This window comes from Erwinia sp. L03-1 (assembly GCF_058686115.1).
On sequence record NZ_CM178762.1, the window covers coordinates 410,193 to 424,330 of the forward strand.

The window sequence follows — 14,138 nt, forward strand, 5'->3', positions numbered from 1 at the left end:
CCGCAGAAAGATTATTTTATTGTTATATATCAATAAATTAAAAACACATGGTCAAAATGGCATCATATTATTTCTTTTTGTATGAATACCGATCCGCATAAAAAGCATCACATCTGCCTTTTACCGGCAGATGTGATGATAGAAAGCGTAAAAAGCAGTGGATCCCACCGGCAATGGGCGAAACGATTAGTGAATAACGACGCGACCGTTGAGCGGTTGTACTGGACGACTGTTTTGCTGTTCCAGCGCCGCCTCAAACGCAGCGATTTGTGCTTTGGAAGCATATACCGGGTCTTTCATCACCAGCCAGCGAACGCCTTCCGTGCAGGGCGGGGTGGTGAGAGATCCGCTAAAGCGGTAATAGTGTTTGTCGCCCGGCATTAAGTGCGCGAGTGCAAGCGGTTTAGTCAGCTTCTGCGCCTGATTAACCCGCGCGGGAAGATTATTCAAAATATCAGCGATGACAGGATTCTCTTGCCCTTCGTCAATCATTACGCCGATCACCGTCAGCTCTCCCTGGTCACTGCTGTTCACAAAGTGAATTTCAAGCGGGTAGGTCCGCCCATCAATGAGATTTTCAGACGGCGTGTGGAAATGAAACTGTTTCAGGGTAAAAGTAGTGCCATCCACCACTAAATGATCGCCATCATTGACGTCGATCTGGATGGTATGCCCATTATTAATAATGGATTTATCCTTAGCGTTAAAGGACATAGACAGGGGGGGAAGTTCACCTTTAATGGTTTTCTGTATATCAATCGGTGACTGATTAAAACCCTCCTCACAGGTGGCAAAGGCATTGTTAAGCGTACCCCATTTGTCTGGTGCACTTTCCCCGGAGTATGACCATTTACCGTGAGCGTCAGCATGAACGAAGGGGGCAGTAAGAAGTGCTAAAACTAACGCGCAGGAGTTGATTTTAAATTTCATAGTAGCAATCCAAAAAAAAGCCGCGAACAACGTCGTTCACGGCGGGATTAGAATCCTAATAACCTTGAGTTACTATTGCAATGCTCATATTGCAGGAAGGGAAGCAAACTTGATTTTGATCAATTTTTAACCTTTTGCGTGCCCGTTATTCTGCACCATTCCTCTTTTTCTGCCACAGGATCCAGGATAAACGCCTGTTCATAGGCTTCACATACGCTTTCTGCCTGACTCGCCAGTATCCCTGAAAGACCCAGATGACCCCCTGCTTGTGGCAGCACGCTAATCAGGGGCGCGAGTTCACGGAGTGGACCAGCAAGAATATTTGCGACCACCACATCGGCACTGAGGTTATCAGGCTGTTCATGCGGCAGATAAAGCGTCAGGTTATCTGATACGCCGTTGCGTTCTGCATTATCCCGGCTGGCCTGAATCGCCTGCGGATCGATATCAATCCCAATCGCCTTTGCAGCCCCCAGCTTTAATGCCGCGATTGCCAGGATACCGGAGCCGCAGCCAAAATCGATCACCGTTTTGCCCGCCAGATCCAGGCTATCAAGCCAGGAGAGACAAAGTGCCGTAGTAGGATGGGTACCCGTACCGAACGCCAGGCCAGGGTCCAGCATCACATTCACCGCGCTGGGATCGGGAACATCTCGCCAGCTTGGGCAGATCCACAGGCGTTGGCCAAAGCGCATAGGATGGAAATTTGCCATCCATTCACGTTCCCAGTCTTTATCTTCGATCTGTTCAATTTTATGCAAAAAGTTCGCGCCCAGTAGCGGATGCTGTGATAAGCCCGCGATCACGTTCTGCATTTCAGTTTCGGCATCAAACAGACCAATGACGTCAGTATCGCCCCACAGACGGGTTTCCCCGGGAAGGGGTTCAAATACCGGATTATCGTGAGTATCCTGAAAGGTTACTGATACGGCGCCATTCTCGAGCAGCGCATCGCCCATCTCTTCAGCCTGAGCGCCGGTGGTGTTGATTTTCATTTGTATCCAGGGCATTGCATTTCTCTTTATTTAAACGGGGTTGACGCCACCGCGGATGACGAGTCGGTATGGCCAAAGCGGTTACCAATGACGAATGCGGTCAGGCTTATCAGCAGTGACGGCACGATAGGATGAAAGCCCCAGGGCTGAAGCGACAGGCTGGCAAGCAGCGTGTAGCAGCCTGCGCCGGAGATCATACTGCTCAGGGCGCCTGCGGCATTGGCCTTCTCCCAGTAAAGACCGAGAACCAGAGGCCACAGGAAGACGGCTTCAAGGCCGCCAAATGCCAGCAGGTTTAGCCAGATAATCATCTCAGGTGGCTTCCACGCGGCACCCAGCAGCAGCAGGCCCAGCACCAGGGTAATGATGCTGGACATCCGCTTCATCAGCCGCTCATTATCCATCTGCTGCGGGCGAACCCGCAAATAAAGATCTTTTACGATCGTTGCAGAAGATTGCAGAAGCTGGGCATTGATGGTCGACATGATGGCGGCCATCGGCGCGGCGAGAAAGATCCCCGCCGCCAGCGGCGGCAGCACATGGATCATCAGCGTGGGGATCACACTATCGGGGATCGCCAGGTCAGGCATCACGGCCCGGCCCAGCGCGCCGGCAAGGTGCATGCCGAACATCAACACGGCTACCACGACAGTGCCGAGGATCATTCCCCGATGCACGGCCTTACTGTCTTTATAGGAGATGCAGCGCACCGCCGTGTGCGGTAGCCCCACGACGCCGAAACAGACCAGCACGGAAAACGAGGCGAGGAACGTTGGGCTAAGGATATTATCCACGCCGCCCGGGGAGAGGAGCTGGGGATCAATCTGCTGAAGCTTATTAACGGCGCTGTGGAGGCCGCCAGCCGCATGAATCACCGCAAAAAGCAGCAGGAAGGTGCCAGCCAGCATCACCACACCCTGCATGGCATCATTCAGTACGCTGGCGCGAAAGCCGCCAAACGCGGTATAGAGCGCGATCGCGCCGCCAAAGATAAGCAGCCCCGTATCGTAGGGAATGCCAGCCGCCGTCTCCAGCAGGCGTGCGCCGCCAATGAACTGGACGGTCATCGCGCCTATAAACGCAATCAGCAGGCTCAGGCTGGCAAACCAGACCAGCAGGGGACTGCGATAGCGGCCATACAGCATATCGTTCAGGGTTACCGCATTATAGCGTCGCGCAAGAATGGCAAATTTCTTGCCGAGAATGCCCAGCGACAGCCAGACGGCGGGTACCTGTACCATCGACAGCAATACCCAGCCCAGGCCATATTTATAGGCCGCCCCTGGTCCACCGATAAACGAACTGGCGCTAATGTAGGTGGTGGTCAGCGTCATCGCCAGCACGAAACCGCCCATTGACCGGCTTCCCAGGAAATATTCCGTCAGAAAATTACCGGTCTGGCGCTTACGCATGGCATAGACAGAAAGCCCGGCTACCAGCAGCAGATAGGCGATAAGCGGCAGAATGATCTCAAGTCTCACTCTTGTCCTCCAGAGGAATGTCACGAAAGACCAGCCTGACCATCAGCCAGCACAGGAGTATAAATACGCCGGGAACCAGCATGCAGGCCATTTCAAACCAGTGTGGCAACCCGGTGAAGCCGGGTTTACTGTCGGGCAGCCAGGCCATCAGTGACCAGGCTGCAATATAGCCGACGGCCAGCCAGAGGGACCAGCGGGCCTCGCGATGAGCCTGAACAAAGCGTTTGTCCATGTCGATACCTCACCTGGTACTTTTATACGTAAAGAAAAAGGCCGGTCAGACCGGCCTTTTTGGCGAAACATCAGGCTAATCAGGTTTCCTGAAGACCGAGCTTCTTCTCCAGGTAGTGGATATTGGTTCCACCCTGCTGGAAGTTTTCGTCGCTCATAATCTTCATCTGTAGCTCAACGTTAACTTTGATGCCGTCGATGATAAGCTCAGCCAGCGCATTCTTCATGCGGGCAATAGCCACTTCACGGGTTTCACCGTAGGTGATGAGCTTGCCGATCATGGAGTCGTAGTACGGCGGCACGGTATAGCCAGCATAGATATGCGACTCCCAGCGAACGCCAAAACCACCTGGCGCATGGAAGCGGGTGATTTTGCCCGGGCTGGGCAGGAAGGTATTCGGATCTTCTGCGTTGATACGGCATTCAACCGCATGGCCGCGAATAATCACGTCTTCCTGTTTGATCGACAGTGGCTGCCCGGCAGCAATGCGCAGCTGCTCTTTAATCAGATCCACACCGGTGATCATCTCCGTTACCGGATGTTCAACCTGAATACGGGTGTTCATCTCAATAAAGTAGAACTCACCATTTTCAAACAGGAACTCGAAGGTACCCGCACCGCGATAGCCGATGTCGATACAGGCTTTTGAACAGCGTTCACCGATAAAACGGCGCATCTCTTCGGTGATGCCTGGCGCCGGCGCCTCTTCAACCACTTTCTGATGGCGACGCTGCATTGAGCAGTCGCGCTCCGCCAGATAGATGGCATTGCCCTGACCGTCTGCCAGTACCTGAATCTCGATATGGCGCGGGTTTTCCAGGTACTTCTCCATATAGACCATATCGTTGTTGAAAGCCGCTTTCGCTTCCGCACGGGTCATATTAATGGACTGTTCCAGGTCTTTATCGTGACGAACGACGCGCATACCACGCCCGCCGCCGCCGCCAGAGGCTTTGATGATCACCGGATAACCGATACGCTTCGCAAAGGCACGGTTTTTATCCATATCATCATTCAGCGAACCGTCTGAACCGGGTACGCAGGGAACACCGGCTTTTTTCATCGCGTTGATGGCGGAGACTTTGTCACCCATCAGACGGATAGTTTCAGCTTTAGGACCGATAAAGATAAAGCCTGAACGCTCAACCTGTTCAGCAAAGTCCGCATTTTCGGACAGGAAGCCATAGCCGGGGTGAATCGCCACGGCGCCGGTGATCTCCGCCGCGGAGATCAGAGCAGGGATATTCAGATAGCTTTTAACGGATGCTGCCGGGCCGATACATACGGTTTCGTCCGCCAGCAGTACGTGTTTTAAATCGCGGTCAGCGCTTGAGTGCACGGCAACGGTTTTGATGCCCAGCTCTTTACAGGCGCGCAGAATGCGCAGCGCAATTTCACCGCGGTTAGCAATTACAATTTTTTCCAGCATGGTTCGCCTCGTTATTCGATGACTACCAGCGGCTCGTCAAATTCAACGGGTTGGCCGCTTTCAACCAGGATCGCTTTCACTACGCCGGATTTATCGGCTTCGATCTGGTTCATCATTTTCATCGCTTCAACGATGCACAGCGTGTCGCCAGCGTTAACTTTCTGACCCACTTCCACAAATGCTTTGGCATCCGGGCTTGGTGTACGGTAGAAGGTACCGACCATTGGTGAACGTACGATATGGCCACTGATCTCAGCAGCAGCAGGCGCTTCCATCGCCGGAGAGGTTGCAGGTGCAACGGCTGTTGCCAGAGCGGGCTGCTGCATCATTGGCGCAGCGTAAGCCTGCTGCATCATTGGGTAGCCCGTATTCACAGGCGCACGACTGATGCGAACGGACTCTTCACCTTCAGAAATTTCCAGTTCAGCAATGCCTGATTCTTCAACCAGTTCGATCAGTTTTTTAATCTTACGAATATCCATGAGTGTGGTTCCGTACTCTGTTTAATGAGATTGTGACAGGCGTTTGACCGCCGTCTGTAAAGCCCAGGTATAACCGTCGACACCAAGTCCACAAATTACGCCGGCAGCAATATCAGAAAGATAAGAATGATGGCGAAACGGTTCGCGAGCATGCACGTTTGAGAGGTGCACTTCAATAAACGGGATACTGACTGCAAGCAGGGCATCACGAAGTGCAACGCTGGTGTGCGTGAAAGCGGCCGGATTAATGACGATATAATCAGTATTGCCTCTGGCCTCATGAATACGGTCAATCAGAGCGTATTCTGCATTCGACTGAAGATGGCTCAGCTTCACCTGAAGAGCGTCAGCCTGCGTAGTTAACTCGCTGACGATCTCTGCCAAAGTGGTGGTCCCGTACTTCTCAGGCTCTCGTGTGCCAAGAAGATTGAGGTTGGGACCGTTTAAAAGCAGTATGTGAAACTTGTCGGCCATCTTGCTGCTATCTCCTGCGATAAATAGGGCATCGGACAAAATACATCGGCAAAAGCCATTTGTCACCCTCAAGGATGAAAATTGGCACGCACGCAGGCTTAAAGCCGGGCATTATAACGATTTCGGGGCAATTAGCAGCTAAATACTGGTCGTATCAGCGAAGATTATCAACTACCCCTCTGAATTCAGGGGCAGTTAATTTTACGTTATGCAGGATCGGACACATTCCTGACGGGCGCTAGCGCAGCCACTGGCGGAACTTTTTATAGCGCAATGCCAGCAGGAGCGCGGCAATCAGGGCATAAATCCACGGCTGCGGAGAGAAGGTTTTGACCGACCAGAGATAGTGCACGGGCGCGAGCACGGCCACCAGGTAAATGAGATTATGCAGGGTTTGCCAGCGCTTACCCAGTTTTCGCTGCGCTTTCTGCCACGAGGTTGCGGCCAGCGCGGTCAGAATAATCCAGCTGACAATCCCCAGCGTCAGGTAAGGGCGGGAAATCAGCTCTGAGCCTAACATGCCCAGATTGCTGATACCCAGCTCAAGCACCGAATAGCTCACCAGATGTAGCGTTGCCCATGCAAAACACCACAGGCCGAGCAGGCGACGTACGCGAATAAGCAGAGGCTGCCTGGCGTAGCGGGCCAGCGGCGTTACCAGCAGCGAGGCCAGCAGGAATTTTAGTGCCATCCTGCCGGTAAAGTGCTGAATGTCTTTGGCCGGATCGGCACTGAACCAGCCCTGGTCGATCGATAAAAACAACCACAGCAGCGGCAGAAATCCTGCCAGGTGTAGCAGCACTTTAAACGCGGTAACCTGCCTGAGCGTCAGCCGCTTCACTAAAAATTCTCCCGCAGATCCAGGCCATGGTAGAGCGAGGCCACCTGGCTGGCATAGCCGTTGAACAGCAGCGTCGGCTGACGTTTCACATCCAGAATCCCCCCCGACCCAATAAAGCGCTCGGTGGCCTGCGACCAGCGCGGGTGATCGACATGCGGATTTACATTGCCATAGAAACCGTATTCATTAGAGGCCAGCTGATTCCAGGTGGTGGGGGGCATATCTCTGACCAGGGTGATTTTAACGATCGATTTAATGCCCTTAAAACCATATTTCCAGGGCACCGTCAGGCGGATCGGCGCGCCGTTTTGTGGCGGGAGGGCCTTACCATACACGCCGGTCGTCAACAGGGTAAGGGGATGCATTGCCTCATCAAGTCTGAGCCCCTCCACGTAGGGATAGTCGATGCCGCCGCCGATAAAGCGGTCCTTCTGGCCGGGCATTTCATCGGGGGCATAGAGGGTCTGGAAGGCGACATAGCGGGCATTACTGGTTGGTTCTGCCGCCCGCAGCAGCTTACCCAGCTCAAAACCGACCCATGGCACCACCATCGACCAGGCTTCCACGCAGCGCATGCGATAAATGCGCTGCTCAAGGGGGAAGCGTTTAAAGATGTCGTCCATGTTCAGCGTCAGAGGCTCTGCCACCTCGCCGCCAATTTCGATTTTCCAGTCGGTAGTTTTGAGCGTGCCTGCATTGGCGGCAGGGTCGGCTTTGTCCAGACCAAACTCGTAGAAGTTATTGTAACCGGTCACCTTGTCTTCAGGCGTGAGGGGCAGCGCCGCCTGGTAACGCTCAGGTTTACTAAAGTCCAGCGCTTTGCCAGGGGGCGCTTTGGGGCGATCGTTGCCTTTGAACCACGACAGAACGTCAGCCTGCGCCGCAGGAGGAATAGAGAGGGCTGCCGCGCTAATCCCCAGCGTTTTCAGCAGCTGGCGGCGTTGAGCATTAAACACGCTTTCTGGCGTAACGTCATTTTCGGTAAGTTTATCAAAGGGTTTCATCGGGCGCGCTCCACTGGCAAATAGTTCTACAATACCTATCATGCGCAAAGATTTCGAAAACTGCGAGTCCGGCCGCAAAAATGTGTCATTGCGGGTCTGTCGCCTCCGTCCCAGCTTAGCGAATTCTAACCAGCGTGCGTCCGGTAAGGCCGTTATTGAGCAGTTTCGCTGCGCTTTCTGCCGCTTCATGCAGGGTGATCTCGTGCGCCGCCTGCTGATAAAAGGATACCGGAAGGGTTTTCACTACTCTCCGCCAGGCATCGGTGCGCCGAGCGAAAGGTGTATTGACGGAGTCGATCCCCTGAAGGCGAATATTCCGCAGGATAAAAGGCATCACCGTGGTGTTCAGCCCGAAGCCGCCCGCCAGCCCACAGGCCGCCACCACGCCGCCATAACTTATCTGCGCCAGTATGCTGGCCAGCGTCCGGTCTCCCACCGTATCGACCGCCCCCGCCCAGCGCTGTTTTTCAAGCGGCCGCGTATCCTTATCAACATCCGCGCGGGAGAGGATCTCTGCTGCACCCAACTGGCGGAGATAATCATGCGTCGATGCCCGTCCACTGACTGCCGTGACCCGATAGCCCAGCGCGCTAAGCAGTGCCACTGCCGTGCTTCCCACGCCGCCGCTGGCACCGGTCACCAGGATATCTCCCTGGTCAGGCAGCACGCCGCCCTCTTCAATGGCCATCACGCAAAGCATTGCGGTCAGGCCCGCCGTACCGACTATCATCGCCTTTCTGCCATCCAATCCTTCAGGCATCGGCACCAGCCAGTCGCCCTTCACCCGGGCCTGCTCTGCAAGCCCGCCCCAGTGATTCTCGCCGACTCCCCAGCCGGTCAGCAGAACGGCCTGGCCCCTCTGAAAGCGGGGATCTTCGCTGTGATGAACCTTACCGGCGAAATCTACGCCGGGCACCATCGGAAACTTACGGACAATTTTTCCCTTACCCGTTATCGCCAGTGCATCTTTATAATTGAGTGATGACCAGTCTATATCCACGGTGACCTCGCCTGCGGGAAGCGCGTCTGGCGAAAGGCTTCTCACGATAGCGGTGGTACGGCCTTCTGACTGTTCAAGAACCAGAGCCTGCATAGGAATCTCCTGATTTAACGTTAGGTAAGGATAAAAAAAGCACGCGGCCAGTCTACTCCTCGTAATACCCACTATTCTGATATCAGGCAAACAACTATCTGACGGAGCAGGTACTTCCATGAGAAAACCCGCAATCTGCCGTATTGTTGGCCCCACAGCCATTCTTTACGCTGACACAACGGACATGGCATATCTTCAACTGCAGTAAACATGGGCACAGGGATGCGATTAACTACCAAACTTTCTGCGATTTTCACCCTTCTAAGCATGCTGGCAATGCTTCTTATGCTGGTAGGGTGCGTAATGAGCTTTTTCTATCTTAGCAATCTTCGGGCAGAGCACCGGTTGCAGGAGCTGGCGGATGAGGTGGACAGCGCGCTGTTCACCCACTCACCAGACCACATTGCTGTCTGGATGCAGCCCATGATGGGGCCGCTGCAAATCACCCGGATTGAGTTAACGGAGGCGGGCGGATCGCGTTTTAATCTACAGCGTCATCAAAATGCAGTACTCCATGATGAGCCCAACAAAGTCCGTCATAGCGTCTTCCCGCTGCCTCTTCACCCCCGCTGTTCACTGAATCTTTGGTGGGTGGACTCGACAAAAACCTGGCTAAATTCATTTATTGGCAGTTTTATCCTGACGGTTATTGTCAGCATTGTCGTGGTCATGACGATAGCGCTGCTGCTTTTTCACCGCTGGCTTTACCGGCAGTTGAAAGGGATGGAGCGACTGGAGGTGCGCGCAGGTGATGTGCTGAAGGGCGAACGCAATCGGGTCAGTCGGGGCTCAGTGCATGAATGGCCCCCTAAGGCGAGTTCGGCTATCGATATGCTGCTGGCCGATCTTTATGATGCGAGCGAGCAGCGTAACCGTATAGACACGTTGATCCGCGCTTTTGCCGCCAAAGATGCGAAAACGGGGCTTAACAACCGGCTTTTTTTTGACAACCAGCTGGCGACCATGCTGGACGATTCTGAAACAGCAAGTGCGCACGGCATGGTAATGATGATCCGGCTGCCTGACTTTGACGCCCTGCGCGAAAGCTTGGGACACTCGCAGACTCAGGATTATCTTTATGCGATGATTAATTTGTTGTCTACCTTTGTGCTTCGCTATCCGGGAGCCCTGCTGGCGCGCTATTTCCGCAGTGATTTTGCCGTGCTTCTGCCTCACCGCAGTCTGAAAGATGCGGACAGCATCGCATCTCAGCTGATCACCGCCGTCGACGCCCTTCCTCCCACCCCCATGCTGAACCGCGAAGATATGATCCATATTGGTATCAGCGGTTGGCGCAGCGGACAAACGACCCAGCAGGTGATGGAAAGTGTCGAAATGGCAACACGCAACGCGGTGCTGCTGGGAGGGAACGGCTGGTCAGTGGGTGAGGTGCCTACGCATGAGCTCGCGCGCGGCAGCGTGAAGTGGCGGACGCTGCTGGAGAACACGCTTGCCCGGGGCGGGCCACGCCTGTATCAGAAGCCCGCCGTGCTGGGCGATGGCAATGTGCATCACAGGGAACTGATGCCGAGAATTTTCGACGGTGACAAAGAGCTGCTCGCCGCAGAGTATTTGCCGCTGGTGCAGCAAATGGGGATGGCAGAGATTTACGACCGCCAGCTGGTCACCCGCATCCTCGCCCTGCTGCCGCTCTGGCCGGATGAGACGCTGACGATACCCCTGACGGTGGATGCATTATTACAACAATCTTTTCAGCACTGGCTGCGCGATATGCTGCTGCAATGCATTAAATCACAAAGAAATCAGATTTTATTTGAACTTGCAGAAGCAGATGTGTGTCAACACATCAACCGTCTGCGGCCTGCGCTTCGCTTACTTAAGGGTTTTGGCTGTCGACTTGCCATCAATCAGGCCGGTTTAACGGTGGTCAGCACGTTCTATATCCAGCAGTTTGATGTAGAGCTGGTAAAACTGCATCCGGGTCTGGTACGCAGCATTGATCGCCGCACAGAGAATCAGCTTTTGGTGCAAAGTCTGCTTGAGGGCTGTAAAGGGACGGTAACGCGTGTTTTCGCCGCGGGTGTCCGTACGCGGGAAGAGTGGCAAACCCTTACTGAACTTGGCGTTGAAGGCGGGCAGGGCGATCTGTTTGCGCCTTCTGAACCTCTTAGCAGCAATGTGAAAAAATATTCGAAAAGATATCGAGTTTAGCCTGCCGTTAAGCAGGATTTCACGTAGAATAGCCGCGCGGCTGTGGTGCCGGCAAAGGGTGCCCCTGACAGTCCGGGCACCTTTAAATGTAAAGTTTCATGTACGTTATGTCCGCTTACCAACGTTGAAATAGGGCGAGAAGCTCGCAGACAGGCGCTCTGTTTGCCCCTGGTTTTTCGGGTTGTGACGCAGGTGTGAGATAGCGTTTTTTTCACCGGAGCAGACTGTTTTTGCGCCTTGTCGCTGCTTCGCGTGGTTGGTAAAGTAAGCGGATTTTTTCCGCCCCCAGCTTGCAGGATTATCCTTTAGTATGTTTAAAAAATTCCGTGGCATGTTTTCCAACGACTTGTCCATCGACCTGGGTACCGCCAATACCCTGATTTACGTAAAAGGACAGGGTATCGTTCTGAATGAGCCCTCTGTTGTTGCTATACGTCAGGATCGTGCCGGTTCTCCTAAAAGCGTTGCGGCAGTGGGTCATGGCGCTAAACAGATGCTGGGGCGTACCCCAGGTAATATCGCCGCTATCCGGCCCATGAAAGATGGCGTTATCGCCGATTTTTTTGTGACCGAAAAGATGTTGCAGCACTTTATCAAACAGGTTCACAGCAACAGCTTTATGCGCCCAAGCCCGCGCGTACTGGTATGCGTACCCGTAGGTGCAACGCAGGTTGAACGTCGCGCTATTCGTGAGTCGGCGCAGGGCGCTGGCGCACGTGAAGTGTTTCTGATTGAAGAGCCCATGGCCGCTGCAATCGGTGCCGGCCTGCCGGTGTCAGAAGCGACCGGCTCCATGGTGGTTGATATCGGTGGCGGTACGACAGAAGTGGCGGTGATCTCCCTGAACGGTGTGGTCTACTCCTCCTCCGTGCGCATCGGCGGCGACCGTTTTGATGAAGCCATTATTAATTATGTGCGCCGTAACTATGGCTCGCTGATTGGCGAAGCGACCGCTGAACGTATTAAGCACGAAATTGGCTCGGCCTATCCTGGGGATGGCGTTCTCGAAATTGAAGTGCGTGGACGTAACCTTGCTGAAGGCGTACCGCGTGGCTTTACGCTTAACTCCAATGAAATCCTGGAAGCGCTGCAGGAGCCTCTGACCGGTATCGTTAGCGCCGTGATGGTTGCCCTTGAACAGTGCCCGCCAGAGCTGGCATCTGATATATCAGAACGCGGTATGGTATTGACCGGCGGGGGCGCACTGCTGCGTAATCTCGATCGCCTGCTGATGGAAGAGACCGGCATTCCGGTTGTGGTTGCTGAAGATCCGCTGACCTGCGTCGCTCGCGGAGGCGGTAAAGCACTGGAAATGATCGACATGCACGGCGGCGATTTGTTCAGCGAAGAATAATTTGCCTGAAGGGGTGTGGGATTTCCTACACTCCTTTTTCATGATGTCGAGGAAAACGCCGAGTTTATGAAGCCGATCTTCAGCAGGGGACCATCCCTGCAGTTACGCTTATTTTTAGCGGTACTGGTAGCGATAGGTGTGATTATCGCTGACAGCCGCATGGGCGCTTTTACCCAGATACGTACCTATATGGATACTGCGGTCAGCCCATTCTATTTTCTGGCCAACGGGCCACGTCAAATTCTGGACAACGTTTCTGAAACGTTGGCCTCCCGCCAGCAGCTTGAGCTGGAAAACAAAGCTCTGCAACGCGAGTTGATGATCAAAAACAGCGAATTGCTGATGCTTGGACAGTACAAGCAGGAAAACGCACGTCTGCGTGAACTGCTTGGCTCACCGCTGCGTCAGGACGAGCAGAAGATGGTCACTCAGGTGATTTCTACCGGCACCGATCCCTATACCGACCAGGTGGTTATCGATAAAGGCAGCGTCAATGGCGTTTACGAAGGCCAGCCGGTTATTAGCGACAAAGGTGTGGTCGGCCAGGTGGTTGCCGTCGGCAAAATTACCAGCCGCGTGATGCTGATCTGCGACTCGTCGCACGCGCTGCCCATTCAGGTGCTGCGCAACGATATCCGCGTGATTGCAGCCGGCAACGGCTGCACTGAAGATTTGCAGCTGGAACATCTGCCGGGCAATACCGATATTCGTCCCGGTGATGTACTGGTCACCTCCGGTCTGGGTGGACGCTTCCCGGAAGGCTATCCGGTCGGTGTGGTATCCAGTGTTAAGCTGGATACACAGCGCGCCTATACCGTTATTCAGGCCCGGCCTACCGCAGGACTGCAACGCCTGCGCTACCTGCTTTTACTGTGGGGAGCCGATCGTAATGGCGTGATGCCAATGGCACCAGACGAAGTGCACCGGGTGGCTAACGAGCGTCTGACGCAGATGATGCCGCAGGTATTACCCGCTGCCAGCGAGATCCCCGGGCCTCCGGCTCCGGGCGCTTCTCACAACGGCAGCGAGACGCCTCCGGGCACTCAGTCCAGCGCCCCCGCCGCCACTCAGTCTGACACGCCTGCCGCCAGTCAGTCCGGTGCGCCTGCCGCCCGACCAGGCGTGGTATCGCCCTCGGCCCCGCGACGGAGTCAGCCTTGAGTAGCTATCGCGGCCATGGACGGTGGGTGATCTGGCTGTCGTTTCTGCTCGCGCTGGTTCTGCAAATTATGCCCTGGCCGGAACAGCTCTATATGTTCCGGCCATCCTGGCTGCTTCTGATTTTAATCTACTGGGTGCTGGCACTGCCACACCGTGTGAATGTCGGTACGGGCTTTGTGATGGGATCTATAATGGATCTTATCTCTGGCTCGACGCTGGGCGTTCGCGCGCTGGCGTTGAGTATCATTGCGTACCTGGTGGCGTTCAAATTCCAGCTGTTCCGCAATCTTGCGCTTTGGCAGCAGGCACTGATGGTGATGGTGCTGTCGCTGGCAATGGACGTCATTGTATTCTGGGCTGAATTTCTAGTGATAAACGTCTCGTTCCGACCAGAGATTTTCTGGAACAGCGTAATAGACGGTATCCTCTGGCCCTGGCTGTTTTTACTGATGAGAAAAATACGCCGCCAGTTCGCCGTACAATAAGGAAG

General features: G+C 54.4%; 14 protein-coding genes. 4 read left to right on the plus strand and 10 right to left on the minus strand.

Annotated elements, in window-relative coordinates; translation table 11 throughout:
• Positions 1-186: 186 nt before the first annotated feature.
• The 10 genes from AC4PCC_RS01915 to acuI all read right to left on the minus strand — a co-directional run bounded on the left by AC4PCC_RS01915 (position 187) and on the right by acuI (position 8,961).
• On the minus strand, positions 187-930 hold the full coding sequence (locus AC4PCC_RS01915) for a carbonic anhydrase (protein ID WP_492126218.1): 744 nt from the start codon (positions 928-930) through the stop codon (positions 187-189).
• 119 nt (positions 931-1,049) lie between these two features.
• Positions 1,050-1,940 carry a 50S ribosomal protein L11 methyltransferase gene (gene prmA, locus AC4PCC_RS01920; RefSeq protein ID WP_492126219.1) on the minus strand — a complete coding sequence of 297 codons (891 nt, stop codon included), beginning with the start codon at positions 1,938-1,940 and terminating at the stop codon, positions 1,050-1,052.
• 11 nt (positions 1,941-1,951) lie between these two features.
• A complete protein-coding gene (panF, locus tag AC4PCC_RS01925; protein WP_492126220.1) occupies positions 1,952-3,406 on the minus strand; it encodes a sodium/pantothenate symporter in 1,455 nt (484 codons plus the stop codon).
• The gene (locus tag AC4PCC_RS01930) at positions 3,396-3,638 is read right to left on the minus strand and encodes a YhdT family protein (RefSeq protein WP_345829198.1); all 243 of its coding nucleotides are present in this window, start codon (positions 3,636-3,638) and stop codon (positions 3,396-3,398) included. The genes panF and AC4PCC_RS01930 overlap by 11 nt, the downstream gene beginning before the upstream one ends.
• 79 nt (positions 3,639-3,717) lie before the next feature.
• Complete coding sequence (gene accC, locus AC4PCC_RS01935) at positions 3,718-5,067, minus strand: acetyl-CoA carboxylase biotin carboxylase subunit (protein WP_492126221.1); 1,350 nt, start codon at positions 5,065-5,067, stop codon at positions 3,718-3,720.
• A gap of 11 nt (positions 5,068-5,078) precedes the next feature.
• On the minus strand, positions 5,079-5,549 hold the full coding sequence (gene accB, locus AC4PCC_RS01940; protein ID WP_067710217.1) for an acetyl-CoA carboxylase biotin carboxyl carrier protein: 471 nt from the start codon (positions 5,547-5,549) through the stop codon (positions 5,079-5,081).
• A 21-nt stretch (positions 5,550-5,570) separates the two neighbouring features.
• Positions 5,571-6,023 (minus strand): type II 3-dehydroquinate dehydratase, encoded by a 453-nt coding sequence (gene aroQ, locus AC4PCC_RS01945; protein ID WP_492126222.1) that lies wholly within the window; start codon positions 6,021-6,023, stop codon positions 5,571-5,573.
• A gap of 238 nt (positions 6,024-6,261) precedes the next feature.
• A complete protein-coding gene (msrQ, locus tag AC4PCC_RS01950) occupies positions 6,262-6,864 on the minus strand; it encodes a protein-methionine-sulfoxide reductase heme-binding subunit MsrQ (protein WP_492126223.1) in 603 nt (200 codons plus the stop codon).
• Positions 6,864-7,868, minus strand: a complete 1,005-nt coding sequence (gene msrP / locus AC4PCC_RS01955) for a protein-methionine-sulfoxide reductase catalytic subunit MsrP (RefSeq protein ID WP_492126224.1) — start codon at positions 7,866-7,868, stop codon at positions 6,864-6,866. The genes msrQ and msrP overlap by 1 nt, the downstream gene beginning before the upstream one ends.
• 115 nt (positions 7,869-7,983) lie before the next feature.
• Positions 7,984-8,961 carry an acrylyl-CoA reductase (NADPH) gene (gene acuI / locus AC4PCC_RS01960; RefSeq protein WP_492126225.1) on the minus strand — a complete coding sequence of 326 codons (978 nt, stop codon included), beginning with the start codon at positions 8,959-8,961 and terminating at the stop codon, positions 7,984-7,986.
• Positions 8,962-9,183: 222 nt separating this feature from the next.
• Between acuI and csrD the strand changes: the two genes are divergently transcribed.
• The 4 genes from csrD to mreD all read left to right on the plus strand — a co-directional run bounded on the left by csrD (position 9,184) and on the right by mreD (position 14,133).
• Positions 9,184-11,133: an RNase E specificity factor CsrD gene (gene csrD, locus AC4PCC_RS01965; RefSeq protein WP_492126226.1), complete on the plus strand. Its 1,950-nt coding sequence runs from the start codon at positions 9,184-9,186 to the stop codon at positions 11,131-11,133.
• Between the two features lie 310 nt (positions 11,134-11,443).
• Positions 11,444-12,487 carry a rod shape-determining protein MreB gene (gene mreB, locus AC4PCC_RS01970; protein WP_067710229.1) on the plus strand — a complete coding sequence of 348 codons (1,044 nt, stop codon included), beginning with the start codon at positions 11,444-11,446 and terminating at the stop codon, positions 12,485-12,487.
• Positions 12,488-12,553: 66 nt separating this feature from the next.
• On the plus strand, positions 12,554-13,648 hold the full coding sequence (gene mreC / locus AC4PCC_RS01975; RefSeq protein ID WP_492126227.1) for a rod shape-determining protein MreC: 1,095 nt from the start codon (positions 12,554-12,556) through the stop codon (positions 13,646-13,648).
• Positions 13,645-14,133, plus strand: coding sequence for a rod shape-determining protein MreD (gene mreD, locus AC4PCC_RS01980; protein WP_067710233.1), 489 nt, complete (start codon positions 13,645-13,647; stop codon positions 14,131-14,133). Before mreC ends, mreD begins: the two co-directional genes overlap by 4 nt.
• Positions 14,134-14,138: the final 5 nt, after the last annotated feature.